At 56.1% G+C, this 16281-nt stretch carries 14 protein-coding genes; 5 read left to right on the top strand and 9 right to left on the bottom strand.

What is annotated here, in order from left to right; all coding sequences use genetic code 11:
- Positions 1–406: 406 nt before the first annotated feature.
- Complete coding sequence (locus ACR0EO_RS21115) at positions 407–1426, top strand: hypothetical protein (RefSeq protein ID WP_480692889.1); 1020 nt, start codon at positions 407–409, stop codon at positions 1424–1426.
- Between the two features lie 320 nt (positions 1427–1746).
- Here the strand turns inward: ACR0EO_RS21115 and ACR0EO_RS21110 are convergent, their stop codons facing one another.
- From ACR0EO_RS21110 to ACR0EO_RS21095, 4 genes are all read right to left on the bottom strand, one after another.
- Positions 1747–2331, bottom strand: coding sequence for a ferric reductase-like transmembrane domain-containing protein (locus ACR0EO_RS21110; RefSeq protein WP_480692888.1), 585 nt, complete (start codon positions 2329–2331; stop codon positions 1747–1749).
- Positions 2331–2831, bottom strand: coding sequence for a twin-arginine translocation pathway signal (locus ACR0EO_RS21105; protein ID WP_480692887.1), 501 nt, complete (start codon positions 2829–2831; stop codon positions 2331–2333). Before ACR0EO_RS21105 ends, ACR0EO_RS21110 begins: the two co-directional genes overlap by 1 nt.
- Before the next feature lie 122 nt (positions 2832–2953).
- Entirely contained in the window at positions 2954–3868 is a 915-nt protein-coding gene (gene yghX, locus ACR0EO_RS21100) for a YghX family hydrolase (protein WP_480692886.1), read from the bottom strand.
- Positions 3869–4661: 793 nt separating this feature from the next.
- A complete protein-coding gene (locus ACR0EO_RS21095) occupies positions 4662–5465 on the bottom strand; it encodes a FadR/GntR family transcriptional regulator (protein ID WP_480692885.1) in 804 nt (267 codons plus the stop codon).
- 350 nt (positions 5466–5815) lie between these two features.
- Between ACR0EO_RS21095 and ACR0EO_RS21090 the strand changes: the two genes are divergently transcribed.
- The 4 genes from ACR0EO_RS21090 (at position 5816) to dld (ending at position 11907) form a co-directional block, all read left to right on the top strand.
- Positions 5816–6865: a TRAP transporter substrate-binding protein gene (locus ACR0EO_RS21090; protein ID WP_480692884.1), complete on the top strand. Its 1050-nt coding sequence runs from the start codon at positions 5816–5818 to the stop codon at positions 6863–6865.
- 112 nt (positions 6866–6977) lie between these two features.
- Positions 6978–9041, top strand: a complete 2064-nt coding sequence (locus ACR0EO_RS21085; RefSeq protein ID WP_480692883.1) for a TRAP transporter large permease subunit — start codon at positions 6978–6980, stop codon at positions 9039–9041.
- 11 nt (positions 9042–9052) lie between these two features.
- Positions 9053–10207 (top strand): alpha-hydroxy acid oxidase, encoded by a 1155-nt coding sequence (locus tag ACR0EO_RS21080; protein WP_480692882.1) that lies wholly within the window; start codon positions 9053–9055, stop codon positions 10205–10207.
- A complete protein-coding gene (dld, locus tag ACR0EO_RS21075; protein WP_480692881.1) occupies positions 10204–11907 on the top strand; it encodes a D-lactate dehydrogenase in 1704 nt (567 codons plus the stop codon). The genes ACR0EO_RS21080 and dld overlap by 4 nt, the downstream gene beginning before the upstream one ends.
- A 3-nt stretch (positions 11908–11910) precedes the next feature.
- On the opposite strand, the gene ACR0EO_RS21070 is transcribed toward dld, so the two are convergent.
- Genes ACR0EO_RS21070 through ACR0EO_RS21050 form a run of 5 tightly spaced genes read right to left on the bottom strand, consistent with a single transcriptional unit; the run spans position 11911 to position 16279 of the window.
- A complete protein-coding gene (locus tag ACR0EO_RS21070; RefSeq protein WP_480692880.1) occupies positions 11911–12813 on the bottom strand; it encodes an FAD:protein FMN transferase in 903 nt (300 codons plus the stop codon).
- The gene (locus ACR0EO_RS21065; RefSeq protein ID WP_480692879.1) at positions 12810–13325 is read right to left on the bottom strand and encodes a nitrous oxide reductase accessory protein NosL; all 516 of its coding nucleotides are present in this window, start codon (positions 13323–13325) and stop codon (positions 12810–12812) included. The genes ACR0EO_RS21070 and ACR0EO_RS21065 overlap by 4 nt, the downstream gene beginning before the upstream one ends.
- Entirely contained in the window at positions 13322–14143 is an 822-nt protein-coding gene (locus ACR0EO_RS21060; protein ID WP_480692878.1) for an ABC transporter permease, read from the bottom strand. Before ACR0EO_RS21060 ends, ACR0EO_RS21065 begins: the two co-directional genes overlap by 4 nt.
- The gene (locus ACR0EO_RS21055) at positions 14140–15033 is read right to left on the bottom strand and encodes an ABC transporter ATP-binding protein (protein WP_480692877.1); all 894 of its coding nucleotides are present in this window, start codon (positions 15031–15033) and stop codon (positions 14140–14142) included. Before ACR0EO_RS21055 ends, ACR0EO_RS21060 begins: the two co-directional genes overlap by 4 nt.
- A complete protein-coding gene (locus ACR0EO_RS21050; protein ID WP_480692876.1) occupies positions 15023–16279 on the bottom strand; it encodes a nitrous oxide reductase family maturation protein NosD in 1257 nt (418 codons plus the stop codon). The genes ACR0EO_RS21055 and ACR0EO_RS21050 overlap by 11 nt, the downstream gene beginning before the upstream one ends.
- Between the last annotated feature and the right edge of the window lie 2 nt (positions 16280–16281).

Genomic DNA, 16281 nt, shown 5'->3' with positions numbered 1-16281 from the left:
CCGCAATGCGGACTATGCCGCCGTTAGATGATAACGCTTGAATTTCTGCGTTACACTAAGAGCGGTCGTCACCGAGAAGAGCTTGCATTTCTAGCGACAAGCACGTGCATTTTAGACTGAATATCGCAACAATAATCTCTTTTTGGTCGCTTAGTTCCCGTTGGCGCAACAAATTTTCAAAAAACCAGAACGCAGAATAGAAGTTTTGGCGACTGAAAAACTGAAAAAAATATGAGCAATTTCAACTTCCAAGCGTGCCATTCAGGGCATGCTCTACTGTCAGCCGCGCGCTCGGGAGATAAGATTTTAAGTATCTTCGAGTTAAAGCTTCCACAAAACTGGTGCGGAGAAGTTTTTTCCTGTCCGAGTATTTTTCTGGACGTATTGGTGAAAGACGTTATCGATTATGAAACATCGCACACATGAAAACCTGAGCTTAAATGACCTTGCCATGTCTTCGACGGAACGACCTAGAGTTCTTTTAGTTGTCAGCTTCCTTGCGATTTTAGCCAGTATTGCGCTGTCTGAAACCTTCTTTCCAAACCTTGGTCCGCCACCAGAAAGGCTGAATTCTCCGATAGAAGCGCAAAGATGGCTTGCTCGCGTGACTCTGTTTGAAATTGCTTTTCTGCGCGGGCTTCTTGTAACCGTCAGCGTACTGTCTGCGTTGACATGGCTGAAATGGGAAGACTTGTCCAATTCGCGTTTTGTTGCAAAAGTCTACGCACGATCAGCCTACCCGCTCACTGACGATGGAGTGCTGAACAGATCATTCAAGATTATGTTTTCTGCATCTATCTTTATGTTGTGTTTGACTGCTCTTGGCTCGGTCTACCCCATCTTACTGCCCGAAGTGGTTTTAATTGAAGACGGGCTGGTTGAATACATTACCGCACTTCTGTTCGTGCTCTGTTCGATAATCGCCTTTTTTCTCGCCACGCGTGAAACGGTTCCAATGCGGAAACTGGTTCTCTACTTAATGGCTATCTTTTTCTTTCTATGTTTCGGAGAAGAACTGAGCTGGGGCCAGCGAGTTTTTGACTACGCTACGCCAGATGCACTGCTTGCAAAAAACGTGCAGGGTGAGGCCAACTTCCACAACTCTTTCGGTTATGCCGTGGATCACCTTTTCCGGGCTTCGGTCGTAACCTATTGCATCTTGATACCTGTGTTAGCCTATCGATACGACTTCATTCACAGGCTAGTTGACTATACCGGATTACCCATTGGATCGCTTGGGTTAGCTGCCGGCTTCTTCATCGCATCATTGCACGAAAACGCTCTGATATACAGGATCTTGCCCGAAACTGATCTGCGCCAGGCAGAGGTTAGAGAACTATTGTGCTCAATCGGATTTCTGCTTCTCATGCTCGAGACACGTAAGCTTCAGGCGCGTTTGGCATCGCGTCGAAACATAGAGCAATGACTCGATCGTAAGTTAAGCTTGTTTGATCACCGTGGAGCATTCAGTCGTGTACAGTAGTGACACTATCTTGCGATTTGTTGCCGTTGGCGGCCTTTACCTGCGCGGGGCGCGCTTTTTGCCTTCAGGCGTCACCATTGTGTTTTGTCGTTTTTTTGGAGAGACTTCTTCGGGCTCGAAGCGGTCACACGCAGAATTTTTCTGAACGTCCGTTTGAGCCATCCGGTTCAGGGAATTGCGCAGCTACTTAAAAGTTCCTTGCACCGACTTTCCTGAAGGTGGACGACGAACAGCCCGCTACGCACGATCTGTTATCGCCGCGGTTAGCGGAGCATTCGCCATACGCGGCGGCGACACAGAGCCCATGCTCCTGCACCTACAACGATTAGGCAGAGTGCCCCTTTCGTCACGTACTCCATCGCACCCTGGATTAGCCAGGCGTGTACGACTGTGCCTGTGACGATCACGACCGCCGCCACGCTATGGCCGAGGCGCCAGATTCGCAGTCCCAGTTGCTTTCTCACGGCAGCAAGAATGGCGGTTGCGAAGAGGACCCACATTGCCACCGCACCCCAGACGGAAAACGGAGTCGGAGAGCGGAACAGCAAGACATCCACCACGTCCGGTGGGCTCGTGACCCAAAGGCCCGCCACGTGGACAACCACAGCGAAAACCAGCGCCGTTCCGGTCCAGATATGGATGCGCCGCGCCGGAATCCCTGGAAGCACGCCGGTGACTAAAAGAGGCTGAACAAGCAAAAGCGCCAATCCGACGATCCCGGAAAACCCGGCAATGACATAGAGCGGCTCGCGCCATTGCAGAAGCGGGCTTTGCGCCGCGGCGATCAAGGGCACCGCAATTGCCAAGACCAGAGCCCCCCATGCGACCACGCCGCGCAACAAGGTCATCAAACAGGACGCAGAACGAACTCAACATGCAGGCTCGTGTCCGACGCCCGCTCCATCACAGGCCGCAAAAAAACTGTCTCGAAACCGCCATCATCGTATTCTGCATCGTAAGCCAGATGCGCATGCGGCTGGCCGAAGGCGGGTACAATCTGTGGCATCTCAATGCGGAATACGCCGTCGGCGTCGGTGAGCGTCGCGCCATGAGACCGCGCGTCCCGTTCGTGACCTTCGGTCGTATGGGCCCACACCTGGATGCGCCGGCCGGCAAGGGGCGCACCGTCGCCCGCGCGTCGCACGGTTCCGGTGGTCCAAAAGCCGCCATTGCCAATCCTTTCCATGATCGGGGCGCCAGGGCGGTAATTGTTAGCTCCTCCCCGCATCGTCGGAGTGGCCGCGACCGTCTGCGCACGTGCCGGCAAAGTCAGGCCGGAGGCGCCAATGAGAAGCGTGGCACCCGCGGTTGAAACGACAGCTCTCCGAGTCACGTATGGGGTTGTCATGTCGATCTCTCCCAACTGCAGTCTCAAAAACGTACTTCTGCAATCTCCCATATGTATATAGGTGGAGGAGCCAATCAAGCACAGCACACGGGGAATTCACCGCGATTTCTTCGCGATCTGGCTTACCCGGCGAGGTACGTACGGAGCCAGGTTATCATGCGCTCTTCGGCAAGACGAGCGGCCTGCTCATCGTAACGCGGCGTGGTGTCGTTGTGAAAGCCGTGGTTCACGCCGGGGTAGATATGTGCTTCGTACCGCTTGTCGTTTTCCTCCAGCGCTTTCTGGAAGTCCGGCCACATGGCGTTTATCCGCTGATCTAGCGCGGCGAGCTGGATCATCAGTGGGGCCTCGATTTGCGCGACCTGTCCGCTGTCGGGGGCCGCGCCGTAGAAGGGAACGCCTGCCGCCATCTCAGGGTAGGCGATCGCCAACTTATTCACGACGCCGCCTCCGTAGCAAAAGCCGGTAGCCCCCACCTTGCCGTTAATACCCTCAAGCGCCTGTAGATACTGGAACCCCGCGAAAAAGTCGTTCAGAAGCGCTTCCTGATCGAGGCTTCGCTGCATCTCACGACCCTCATCGTCGCTACCGGGGTAGCCGCCGAGCGAGGAGAGCCCATCTGGGCCCATCGCGACGAACCCTGCCTTGGCGAGGCGACGCACCACATCTCGGATATATGGGTTCAGTCCGCGGTTCTCGTGGACGACCAGAACGGCACCCGGTGGGCGGTCGGCGTCGATTTCCGTTGGCCGGACCAGATAGGCCGTGATCTCGCCTGTTCCGCTCGGACTGGGGTAGGTGATGTCTTCACCCTGGATGCCTGGATCATCTTCGGCTACCTGCTGCGCGAGCGCGTAATTGGGCGCAAGCGTGCCAAGGATCGCTGCCGCCGTCAGACCCCCTACAGCCCATTTGCCAGCACGGTCGAGAAACTCGCGCTTCGAAATCTTGCCGTGGGCGTAGTAATCGTAAAGCTCTAGGAGCTCTTGGTCGAAATCGGCTGCGGTTAGACGGGGTTGAGGTGTTCGGTCATTCATCTCAGGGTCTCCCGTGGTATGTGAACTCGAGATGCAGCTCGCGCAGGTGGTCGGACAGCTTGTTGCGCAGTCCGGAACGTGTCCCAAAACGAGCCCATAGCCATAAAGAAAACTCTACGGCGACCACGTCGACCGCACAAGTCGCCATTCATGACTTTCACAGCACCCGTCGCTACGGGCTCGGAGCGGTCGTTTGCTGCATTCAGTTTGCGTGTCTGCTACGGTGTTTTACCAACATTCTGTCGTATGACACTCTGCGCTAAGCCTCGGTCTAAATCGAGCGCCGTGTGGTATTTATAGTGGTATGATTTCTTTATGCTGCAATTTAACGGTTATTTAACAATAATTTGCAGGCTTAGTTGTGCTGGCTTCGTCTCCGCCATCAACCTCATACTTGTGGCAAAAAAAACCCGTTTCAGTTGTCTTGTTGAGCGAATGCTGTGTTTTAGTTTGTCTTCTGCTCACCTGCCAATGAAGAAAATCCTTATTTCCTGATTTCGTCAGAGATTTGAATTCTTGTTCCACGAGGGTCATCTTTGACTGCATAAGCCCACACATCCCGCGGACGCTCTAAAAGCAATCCGTGCTTTGCCAGTAAGCCTAGGTCAGCTCGTTCGTGCTTGGGTATCAATGACAGCGACAGGTATTGGGCCGGCCCGTTCCAAATGAAGCGGGTTTGATGACGACACAAACGAGTGACGTGAGACAGTTTCACGTTTCGAAGGTGCGGCTTGGTGCTCGTTCCGCGGACTCCGTATTGCCTAGGGAACGTGAGGCCGATTGCCTGCGTATATTATTTGGGGGCGGGCGTTGTTTGGGGTTTGTGGTCCGACAGCATTCGGCGCTTTTCAGCCATAGCTTCGCGACGGCGGCGTTCCAGCCCGAGTTTGAAAGACTCTTCGACGAAATCAATATGATCGTGTGCCGCTTTTTCAGCCCGGTCCTCGTCGCCTTTGATAACAGCTTGCCCAAGTTCGCGGTGTTGCTCCATCAAGAGTTTGCCTGTCCCGTCAATGGTCTTGAGGAACTCTCGATTGTAGAAAACCCCTTGGCGGGTAAGTTCATAGATTGAGGCCATCATATGAATGAGTGTCGCGTTTTGGCTGGCGTCTACGATTGCTGCGTGCAAAGCAAAGTCTGCCTCGCGAGATGCCAAAGCGTCCTTTTCCAGCCACGCGCGTTCATCTTCGGCGAGGATCTCAGAAATCCGCTCTATATCGGCTGTTGTCGCACGGCGTGCAGCGAGGCGCGCGGCAAAACCTTCCTGTTCCCTGCGGTATTCAAGATAGTCGAAAAATGCGGGTTCGTGGCGTTCGTACAGAGCGAGCAGGGCAGGTAGCATTGCGCTGCCGGTCAAGGCCGCAACAAACGTGCCTTCACCATGTTGGGTGGTGACAAGTCCGCGTTCTTCCAGCGTGTGTAAAGCTTCGCGCAGTTTTGGTCGCGAGACGCGTAGCATTTCCGCCAAATCGCGTTCGGAAGGTAGCTTACGACCCTGTTTCAGGATGCCCGAAGCAATGAGGTCTTCGATCTGCGCCACAACGGCGTCGGCAAGTGATTCGTGGCCAATCGGTTCAAAAATCGCCGTAGGTGTCATCAGCAGTCGCCCTAACAGTTGTGAGCCAAACAATGTCATGTGGTAAATAAAAGTAACCTTTCATGAGCTTCATTTCAACAAGTTTCCATTTCTGATTGTCGGGGTGAATAGGTTTCTTAACAGGCTGAAATATATGGAAATGAACTTCTGAACCAAAGATTGCTCAGGAAACTAACCAGTTCGAATAGCGAGCAATTGCAGGCCCGAATTCGCTATGTCTTGCTTAGCCAGTGGTAAATAAAGTTGTTGACTGGTTGCGTTGGTAAACTTTATTGACCACTTAGGGCGCCGGATGACCCGCGTCACAAATTTATCGGACGTGGCGTCCGACCGACTTTGGAGGAGAAACCATGAAAAAGACCCTGACGAGCCTTGCCGTGGCCGCCAGCCTGATTGCGGCTCCTGCGCTTGCCGCAGACAAGCTGCTGCTCAAGACACCGATCGCATTCTCGACTGAACTGCCTGGTCTCGGCTCACCGATTCCCCGCGTTGCCGACCAACTGGACGTGATGTCTGGTGGCACTCTGAAGATGAAGGTCTATGAGCCCGGGAAATTGGTGCCGCCCTTCGAAATCCTGGATGCTGTTTCCACCGGCAAGATCAACTCCGGTTACACCACCGCTGGTTACTGGGCAGGCAAAATCCCCGCTGCTCCGCTATTCTCGGCTGTTCCGTTTGGCCCCGAGGCTGGCGAATATATGGCGTGGATGTATTACGGTAACGGTCTGACCCTGTATCAAGAGATGTATGATCAAGCGGGTTACAACGTTCACGTCATCCCCTGCGCCATCATCGCACCTGAAACTTCGGGCTGGTTCGCCACAGAAATCAATTCTCCCGAAGATCTGAACGGCCTCAAGATGCGCTTCTTTGGTCTGGGCGGTAAAGTGATGCAGAAGCTGGGCGTTGCAACCTCTTTGTTGCCTGGTGGTGAAATCTTCCCTGCGCTTGAAAAAGGCGCGATCGACGCAACCGAATTTTCGATGCCTGCTATCGACGCGCGTCTGGGTTTCCACAAACTGGTCAAATTCAACTATTTCCCCGGCTGGCACCAGCAGGCGACAGTGTTTGAATTGATGATCAACAAGGACGTTTGGAACGAAGCCAGTGATCAGCACAAGGCGATCATCGAAAACGCGTGTAAAGCGTCGATGGCGGACAGCTTTGCTGAAGGTGAGGCCATCCAGCACGCTGCTCTGATCGACAACGTCGAGAACAACGGTGTTACCATCAAACAGTGGTCGCCTGAGATGCTGGATACATTCCGCACAACTTGGGAAGAAGTTGCTGCAGAAGAAGCTGCAAACGACGCCTTCTTTGCGAAGGTTCTGGCCGACATGACCGATTTCCGGGACGGCTACGACCTGTGGAAAACAAACGCTTTCCTCCCCCGTCAGTAACTTAATTTGCTGACGCTTTCGGGGCGGTTAACTCCGCCGCCCCGGATTTTCCCTGATCTTCGGGTTTAAACCCCTTGGCCGCCGATGTCGGCCAACCGAGCGAGGAATCATCATGGCCACGCAGAAGAATTTTAACGATCCGGTCGAAGCCTATGAGGGGCTCCTGGAGCATCCCGATACCGATCGCCAGAAAGTCGCCGTCGCCATCGATACGAGCGTCAAGGCCATCGGGCATGTCGTAATGTGGGCCAATGTCCTGCTGATGGCTGCAATCTTCTCTCAGGTGTCGCTGCGCTATCTGTTTAGCCAGAACTATCCCAAACTGGACGAAATCCAGTGGCATTTTTACGGTCTGGTTACGATGATTGGCATTTCCTATGCCTTGATCACGGACAGCCATGTCCGCGTTGACGTGTTGCATATGCAACTGTCGCGTCGCGCACAGCGGGTCATCGAGGTGATCGGCATTCTGACCCTGCTGACACCGTTCATCTACCTGATGGTTGACCAGGGTTATGACTATTTCTACGAAAGTTTCCGCGTAAACGAGCGTTCTGACAGCCCCACCGGCCTTCCGGCGCGCTGGGCGTTCAAGGCGGTAATTCCGGTCAGTTTCGTCCTGTTGGCGCTTGCCGCGTTGGCGCGCTTGATCCACGACGGGCACGCGTTGCTTTATGGACCCGAGTCAGAACGTGAGGGCGCGCCTCTGCGCCGTATTCTTCTGGTACTAGCCGTCTTTGCAGCAGTTTGCGTTGGTCTGACCTTCCTCGTTGAAACAACCGAGGAAAAGTTGGTGATTGCAATGTTCCTAACCTTCATTGCGCTACTATTCACCGGATATCCGGTCGCATGGGTTTTGGCCGGGGTCGGCGTTGCATTCTGTGGTCTTGCCTATCTGTTCGACAACGACCTGATGCTTTGGACCGGGTTGGAAAGCACCTTCACCGGCCTCGATTACCTGACATTGGGCGCGGTAGTTAACCGTGTCTATGCGACCATGTCGAATGCGGTTCTGGTTGCTCTGCCGATGTTCATCTTCATGGGTCTGATGCTGGACGAGTCCGGTGTGGCCGAGCGTTTGATGACCTCAATGCAGCGCCTGTTTGGAACTGTGCGTGGCGGACTGGCGATCACCGTGACCCTGATCGGGATCATTCTGGCGGCCTCGACAGGTATTATCGGCGCGTCGGTTGTGCTTTTGGGTGTTCTGTCGCTACCTTCGATGATGCAGCAGAAATACCAGCCGACGCTCGCTGCGGGTGTGGTTTCGGCTTCGGGTACGTTGGGTATTCTGATCCCGCCTTCGATCATGCTGGTGATTATGGCTGATCAGATGGCCCTGTCGGTCGGTGACCTGTTCATGGCGGCCGTCTTCCCGGGCGTCATCATCGGCGGCCTGTACCTGACGTACATCTTCATTTTGGCATTGGTAAAGCGTGATGCAGCCCCTGTCCCCGAAGGTGCAAAAGCCCCTGACTGGGACGCGGTTAAGGACGTACTGATCGCGGTCATCCCAACCTTGATGCTGATCCTCGCCGTTCTGGGTTCAATCTTTGCTGGATTGACCACGCCGACCGAGGCGTCGGGTATTGGCGCCCTTGGTGCCACCGTGCTGGCGCTTGGTTACCGCAAATTGACCTTTGCGAAACTGTGGAACGTTCTGGTTTCGACCTTCAACACCACGGCCTATATCTTTGCGATCTTCCTTGGCGCGACCGTATTCTCCTATGTTCTGCGTGAATTGGGAGGGGACGAGCTGATCGAGCATGTGGTGCAGTCGACTGGCTTCGGCGCCAACGGCACGATCCTGTTCATTCTGTTCATCGTATTCTTGCTGGGCTTTGTTCTGGACTGGATCGAGATCACTCTGATCGTTCTCCCCCTGATGCGTCCAATCGTGAACGGTTTGGGCATCGACATCCCGGGCTTCGGGGTGCTCGATGAGCCTGCTCTGGTTTGGTTCGTGATCCTGGTCGCGGTGACCCTGCAAACCAGCTTCCTGACCCCACCGGTTGGCTTCGCGCTGTTCTACCTGAAAGGCGTTTGCCCGCCCGAGATCAAGCTGATGCACATCTACAAAGGTATCATCCCCTTTGTGCTGCTGCAGCTGACCGGACTGGCGCTTGTCTTCCTGTGGCCGACCCTCGCCACCTGGTTGCCCTCCGTCGCGTATTGAGGAGATACGTTATGCGTCTGAAAAACTGCCATAACTTTCACGACTTCCGGCAACTGGCCAAGCGTCGGCTGCCGGGGCCGATCTTCAACTACATCGACGGTGGCGCTGATGATGAGGTCACGTATCGCGAAAACACCAACGCGTTTGATCGCTGCGATCTGTTGCCTTCGGTTCTGCGCGGTGTGAATGACGTGGATATGTCCGTCACGGTCATGGGCCAAAAGCTGGACATGCCGATCTACTGCTCTCCCACCGCTCTGCAACGCTTGTTCCATCATCAGGGCGAGCGTGCAGTGGCCGCGGCAGCCGAGAAATACGGAACCATGTTCGGGGTGTCGTCGCTTGGGACCGTGTCTTTGGAAGAGCTGCGGAAGAAGCACAAGAATCCGCAGGTCTATCAGTTCTACTTCCACAAGGATCGCGGCCTTAACTCGGCTATGATGCAGCGCGCCAAAGAGGCTGGAGTCGAGGTGATGATGCTGACAGTGGATAGCATCACTGGCGGGAACCGCGAGCGAGATCTGCGTACGGGCTTCTCTATCCCGTTTCGCCTGACGCTGGGCGGCATGATCCAATTTGCCATCAAGCCAATGTGGGGCATCAACTATGTCACACACGAAAAATTCCGTTTGCCCCAACTGGACGAGCACGTGGATATGGGCGGTGGCGCCAGTTCGATCGGCGGCTATTTTACCGAGATGTTGGATCCGTCCATGAACTGGGACGACGTCGCACAGATGGTGCGTGATTGGGACGGCCAGTTCTGCCTGAAAGGTATCATGACTGTAGAAGACGCCAAGCGAGCCGCTGAGATTGGTTGTACCGGCATCATCCTGTCCAACCACGGCGGTCGTCAGCTCGACGGATCTCGCACGCCGTTTGACCAACTGGCCGAGATTGTAGACGCAGTCGGCGATAAGCTGGACGTAATGATGGACAGTGGCATCCAGCGCGGCACCCATGTTCTAAAGGCGCTGTCACTTGGTGCCAAAGCAGTGGGTGTCGGACGTCAGTATCTGTATCCTCTGGCCGCTGCTGGCCAGCCTGGAGTGGAGCGCGCGCTTGGCCTGATGCGGGCCGAGATCGAACGGGATATGAAGCTGATGGGCGTTACCCGGGTTGACCAGCTAACACGCGACAACATCCGCTTTCGTGACGCAGCATGACTAACGGCGCGCTCATAGACACGTTTCGCGCCATCGTTGGTTCGCGCCACGTGCTGACGGGCGCGCGTGCTACAGAACGGTTTCGGCGGGGGTTCCGATCGGGTGAGGGCGAAGCACTATGTGTTCTTCAGCCCGGTACTTTGCTGGAACAGTGGAAAGTGCTGCAGGCCTGTGTGGCGGCGGACAAGATCGTCATAATGCAGGCGGCCAACACAGGCCTTACCGAAGGCTCCACCCCATCGGGCAGGTATGACCGGGATGTGGTGCTGATCAACACCCGCCGTATGGATACCCTGGTGCCGTTGAACGACGGACGGCAAGTTGTCAGCTTTCCCGGCGCGACCCTTTTTGCGTTGGAAAAGATGCTCGCGCCGCTTGGGCGAGAGCCGCACTCTGTTATCGGTTCGTCCTGCATCGGTGCATCGATTGTGGGCGGGGTTTGCAACAACTCGGGAGGATCTTTGGTCGAGCGTGGCCCAGTTTACACTGAACTTTCGGTCTATGCCCGGGTGACCGAAGATGGCGCCCTCGAGTTGGTCAACCACTTGGGTATCGACCTTGGGGACACGCCAGAAGAGATACTGACCAACCTCGATAACGGCACCTTTGGCCGCACGCCCGAGGCAACCAATAAACGTGCCTCGGCGAGTGATTACGCGCAGATCGTCCGCGATGTGGACGCAGAGACACCAGCACGGTTCAACGCAGACAAAGCCAAATTGTTCGAATCCTCCGGCTCGGCCGGAAAGCTTGCCGTTTTTGCCGTGCGTCTTGATACTTTTCCTAAGAACAAGGCCGAGCAAGTCTTTTACATCGGGACCAATAACCCTGATGACTTGGCCGACCTGCGCCGCCATATTTTGTCCGAATTCAAGTCTCTGCCAGTTTCAGCTGAATATATGCACCGCGAGGTGTTCGACATCACCAAGACCTATGGCAAAGATACGGTCTGGATGATCGACAAACTGGGTACTGACCGTTTGCCAATGTTCTTTGCGCTCAAGGGGGCGGTGGATGCACGCTTGCGGCGCATACCGTTTCTGCGCAACTTCACAGACCGTTTTATGCAGATGGCGGTGAGTGTCCTGCCACAAGTCCTGCCAAAGCGGATGATTGAATTTCGGGACAGGTATGAGCACCACCTGATACTCAAGATGAAAGAGGGCGGGATAGAAGAGGTCCGTACCTGGTTGCCAAGCTTTCTGACTGAGCGGGGCGCAGGTTTCTTTGAATGCACCCAACGTGAGGGAAAGATTGCAGGTCTGCACCGTTTTGCTGCTGCCGGAGCTGCCGTTCGCTATATGGCGATCCACGCTGCAGAAGTCGAAGATATCATCGCGTTAGACGTTGCACTTCGCCGCAACGACCGTGACTGGCTTGAGAACCTGCCACCGGAAATTAGTGACCAACTGGTCCACAAGCTCTACTACGGGCACTTCATGTGTCATGTGATGCATCAGGACTACGTGGTGCGCAAAGGGGCCGATCCAAAAGCGTTGAAGTCCGCGATGCTGGCGTTGTTTGACGAACGCGGAGCGGAATACCCGGCCGAGCATAATGTCGGGCATCTATACCCGGCCAAGCCCGACCTTGCCGCGCACTACAAGTGCTGCGACCCGACCAATTCGTTCAATCCCGGGATTGGCAAAATGTCCAAGGCCCGCAACTACGCAGATGGTTCTGACCCAAGCTCAGACTAACGCTCACATATACATTTCCAGTGTGGCCTCTGGAAACGCATTGACCAGAGAGGACGCATGTTGATCGGGCAAGGCACATAGTGCTGTCGACAATCCATCTGCAATGGCCGCGCTGGGCGCTGATACGGATGCAATCCGGTGGGATAGTTTTCTGCCGTTGGGGTTTAGGATGTGGCCCTTTGCATCCGTCAGCATAAGGCTGTTCGAATCCGAGGTTGCAACGGCCCGATCTTTCAGAGTTATGGTTTTCTGAACCTGTCTTTCCGGACCCGCCAGGCCAACGCGCCAGTCGTTGCCGTCGCCACGCCGCCCTTTTGCTGCAACCTCTCCCATGTTCACCAGAACATCCTCTAGGCCATGAGCCGTAAGCACAGCACTGATACGGTCTGTGATGGTGCCTTGCGCGACCCCGTTCAACGTCAGCGCGGAAAGTCCCGGATTTGGAAGGCGTACAGCGTTAGCCTGAATTTCAACTCTGTTCCACCCAATGGATTCCTGCGCGGATTTAAGATCGGCTGGATCGGCGCCGTTTGCCAACGCGGTCCAGACGGGTTGTATCGTTGGGTCAAATGCCCCGTTCGATGCCTCATACAATGATGTGCAAAGGCTAAGGACTGCCAGCAATTCCGGCGTTGGCGCCAACAACTGACCGTCACGATTCAGGCGGCTGAGTTCGGATTGCGGCCGGTAAAGACTAAAAATGTCCTCCAGCCGGTTCAGCTCAGACTCGACGGCTACAAAGATTGGTGCGGCCTGTGTTTCAGTCAGGCCTTCCAACCGCAAACTGGCCGCCGCACCCAGCGCGACACCGCGCCAGTTGGCCACTGGAGAAGCCGCCGCCGCAGTTGGTACAGCTGCGCAAGCGGCAGACATCATTAGGAAACGACGGCGGGACAGGGCGGTCATGAAGGGGTCTCCAGTTTTTGGTCCAGGTCCACAGGTCCAAGAACCTCGTCGGCAGGAATGTCCGAGAGCAGCATGGGTTCTCCACCGTATCGACCGATAAAGGTCTTTGCTTCGTTAATGTCAGCAAAGGGCACAACCTCGGGGGCACCCATACCGCCAGCCACATTGGACCCCACGACGAAGGTCGCACCATCTGCGGCGATCCAGTTGGAAATACCAGGTTGCCGCCAATTGGGGGCAACCCCCATGTCGCTGACATACACGGCGGTGATTTCGGCGTCGCGTTCAGGGCTTTTGAGATAGGCCACCATGTCCCGCACTTGCGCAAAAAACAGAGGTGCCGGGTAGCCTTCCAAGTGAATTTGGCCCTTGGGCCCTCCATGTTCTGCGATGTTCATCTGGCAGAAAAAACTGAGCGCATTTGGTGTCAGATCAACCGGGTCGGGTGCGGCGATCTCTTCTTCTTTGCATGCGCTTATGGCGATCAAAGCAATCAGGGCAAAGCGTTTCATGGCTCGACCCTCCGAAAGGCCGCGCGGGCGAGGGCAAAGCCGATAACCGGCCAGATCAAGAGGGATGCAGGCGCAGCCCAGACGGGCAAGGCCTGCGCAGCTCCGGTCATGCCAGAGGCCATCGCGACACCTTCGGTTGCGGCAATGTTCCACAAACGGAATGCGTCGGCCGGGTTGGCTACCATCACCCATGGAAAGACGGATTGGGTGAAGGTGCCGCCCTTGTCCATGACGACGGCTCCCAACAGCCCAAGATCATAGAGGACGACAAAAACCAGCCAGAGCCCGGCCGACAGACCTGCTGCTGCCGTGGCTCCCCTTGCCAAGGCGGACAGCAGGTAACCCAGCGCAAGAAAAACAGCGCCCAGCAGGATGGAAGTGAGGATGAGGCGGACCAAAGCCATGAGGCTGTCGGGTCCTGCACCGCCAAAGAACGCAGCCACAGCGCCAGCGGTGCCAAAGCCGACAGTCATTGCGAAAGCCAGTGCCGCAAGGTGGGCGGTAAATTTGCCCAATAGGATTTCTCCGCGCCCGGCTGGATAGGACAACAGCAGAGACAAGCTGCCACGGTCCACATCGCCAGCGATCGCGTCGAAAGAAATCATCAGCGCCAGCAAGGGTGCGAGGTAAACCGACAGAGTGGTCATCGACGCGACCGAGACGGTCAGCATATCGACGCCCAGCGTTCCAGTCGGCGCGCTGCCCGCAAATGTCAGAGCTAGTGCGAACAGAACCATGATCAGCGTGGCGACCAACAGCCAGCGGTTGCGGCGCAGGATCAACATTTCGGTACGGGTAATGGCGAGGAAGCGGGTCATTGCATCTCCTCCTGTGCGTAGTGGCGATAGAGGTCTTCCAGCTTTGGCGGAGTCATTTCCACGTCAGCCACCGCGTCACCCTTTCCGGCGATCCGGCGCAGGGCCTCCATTTTGTCGTCTGGCGAGCAAAGCAGCTCAACCGAGGCACCGTTGATCCGATTGCCGCCCAGTTCAGCGGCCAGTGCATCCGGGTTGTCGCTTGCGCGGACCCGCAGGCGGATCGGCAGACCGGCGAGTGCAGACAGGTTGTTCAACGTGTCATCAGCGACCATCCGGCCTTTCCGCATGATGGCAATTCGGTCGGTTCGCGCTTCGACTTCGGTCAGCGCGTGAGACGCGATCAGAACGGCCGTGCCCTGCGCTGCCAGTTCGTCGATGATGGCATAGAGATCCTGACGCGAGATCGGATCCAAACCGCTCGTTGGTTCGTCCAGCAGCGCGACCTTTGGTTGGCCCAGCAGAACCTGAGCGAGGCCCAGACGTTGCCGCATCCCTTTGGAATAGGTGCCGATCCGCCGATCCAATGCGTCACTCAGACCGACACGGTTCAGCAGGCCGGGTACGTCGGCCTTGGTCCCGGACAGTTTTGCGAACAGCGTCAGTTGCTCGCGACCTGTCAAGGCCGGATGAAACGATACGGCTTCGGGCAGATATGCCGTCTCGCGCCGCGCTTGCGAGCAGCCGGGGGCGGCGTCTCCGATCCGAATGGCCCCGCCGTGGATCGGCGTCAGGCCGAGGATGGATTTTATCAGAGTCGACTTACCAGCACCGTTATGGCCCAGCAGAGCCACGCGCTGTCCGGGGGCAAGAGATAGGGTGATATCGTCAAGAACGCGGGTTTTTCCGCGGTCCTTGCTGACGTGGTCGATACTTAGGGCCTTATCCGTCATGAGGCACCTTTTTCATTGCTGGGGGTTCAGGGGCTTGCATCAGTGGGTTGCTGTCCATCACGCCGCCCGGCAGCAGTGCCGGAAAGGCCGATTGTGACCAGCGCACCAACTGCACGGCGGGGGAGCCGAGCAGCATTTTGGCTGCGGGTTGGGTCCACAGCACATGGTCCATACTGTCGTTGGGGCGATACGGGGCATCGGCGATACCGTTGCCATCCACATCATAGGCCGCGAAATCGGACCAGTAGTTTCCGCGCCCGTCTTCTGACCACTCGACCCATTTGGTCGAGACGTATTTCACCTGTGTCCGGTTGCCGACAAAGGCGTTGCCGACGATCCGGTTGCGTTCAGACCCGGCAGTAAAGTGGATGCCGATACCGCAACCTTGGAACCAGTTATCGGTGAAATCGTTCTTGTTCGAGTTATAGAGGAAGGTGCATTTCTCTTTCGCACCTTTCACCACGTTGCCGGTGATGGTGCTTTTGTTGGCGTAGTTTAGCATCACGCCATGTTCGCGGTCACCAATCGAAACATTGTTGGCGACGGTCACATTAGTGGTGAACATTACCGCATAGCCCAGATCATTGCCGATCGAGACGTTGTCGCTGACGACCGAGTCATCGGCGTACATATAATGCACCGCAAAGCGCAGATCGCGGAACAGGTTGCCGGTGAAAGTGTTCTTTTTCGACGAGTTCACAAAGATCCCGTCGCGGCCGTAGCGGATGTCGTTGTTTTCGACCACAGCTCCGGGCGCGTTCCAGACGTAGACGCCGTTGCCGCGCGCGTTCATGTGACGGTCTTGCCGCCCTTCGATCCGATTTCCACGTACGATGCTGTCTTTGGCGCCGTGGATGTCGATGCCATAGAGATTGCCGAGCAGTACGTTATTCTCGACTACTGGCGCTTGGGCCGTCTTGGTCAGTTTGATGCCGCTATCAATTTCATCATGACCCGAACCGGAGCCGATCACAGTCAACCCGCGCACGGTAACGCCCGGCCCGGTTACTGTGATGACACTGTTCTCGCCTTGGCCGTCAATGGTGGCCTGTCCCAGCCCGTCGATGATGATGGGCCGGTCCAGAACAAGTTGCTCGGTGTAAACACCGGGGCTCAGGCGAAGGGTGTCTCCATCCGCCGCCTGCGCCAGTATCTCGTTGATGGCCCCCGCCCGGTTGGGCACATCCCAGTCCGCCGCCCAAAGGGGCGAGCCGAGCAGGAGCGATATGAGCAGGGACCAACGCATTT

The organism is Ruegeria sp. BE9 (assembly GCF_056538765.1).
The sequence above is the reverse complement of the archived record's forward strand: the minus strand, read 5'-3'. Positions and strand labels throughout refer to the sequence as shown.

Excerpts from the sequence above, each read along its gene's own strand:
- ACR0EO_RS21115 (WP_480692889.1), top strand. The coding sequence starts at position 407 with ATGAAACATCGCACACATGAAAACCTGAGCTTAAATGACCTTGCCATG.
- ACR0EO_RS21110 (WP_480692888.1), bottom strand. The coding sequence starts at position 2,331 with ATGACCTTGTTGCGCGGCGTGGTCGCATGGGGGGCTCTGGTCTTGGCA.
- ACR0EO_RS21105 (WP_480692887.1), bottom strand. The coding sequence starts at position 2,831 with ATGACAACCCCATACGTGACTCGGAGAGCTGTCGTTTCAACCGCGGGT.
- yghX (WP_480692886.1), bottom strand. The coding sequence starts at position 3,868 with ATGAATGACCGAACACCTCAACCCCGTCTAACCGCAGCCGATTTCGAC.
- ACR0EO_RS21095 (WP_480692885.1), bottom strand. The coding sequence starts at position 5,465 with ATGACACCTACGGCGATTTTTGAACCGATTGGCCACGAATCACTTGCC.
- ACR0EO_RS21090 (WP_480692884.1), top strand. The coding sequence starts at position 5,816 with ATGAAAAAGACCCTGACGAGCCTTGCCGTGGCCGCCAGCCTGATTGCG.
- ACR0EO_RS21085 (WP_480692883.1), top strand. The coding sequence starts at position 6,978 with ATGGCCACGCAGAAGAATTTTAACGATCCGGTCGAAGCCTATGAGGGG.
- ACR0EO_RS21080 (WP_480692882.1), top strand. The coding sequence starts at position 9,053 with ATGCGTCTGAAAAACTGCCATAACTTTCACGACTTCCGGCAACTGGCC.
- dld (WP_480692881.1), top strand. The coding sequence starts at position 10,204 with ATGACTAACGGCGCGCTCATAGACACGTTTCGCGCCATCGTTGGTTCG.
- ACR0EO_RS21070 (WP_480692880.1), bottom strand. The coding sequence starts at position 12,813 with ATGACCGCCCTGTCCCGCCGTCGTTTCCTAATGATGTCTGCCGCTTGC.
- ACR0EO_RS21065 (WP_480692879.1), bottom strand. The coding sequence starts at position 13,325 with ATGAAACGCTTTGCCCTGATTGCTTTGATCGCCATAAGCGCATGCAAA.
- ACR0EO_RS21060 (WP_480692878.1), bottom strand. The coding sequence starts at position 14,143 with ATGACCCGCTTCCTCGCCATTACCCGTACCGAAATGTTGATCCTGCGC.
- ACR0EO_RS21055 (WP_480692877.1), bottom strand. The coding sequence starts at position 15,033 with ATGACGGATAAGGCCCTAAGTATCGACCACGTCAGCAAGGACCGCGGA.
- ACR0EO_RS21050 (WP_480692876.1), bottom strand. The coding sequence starts at position 16,279 with ATGCGTTGGTCCCTGCTCATATCGCTCCTGCTCGGCTCGCCCCTTTGG.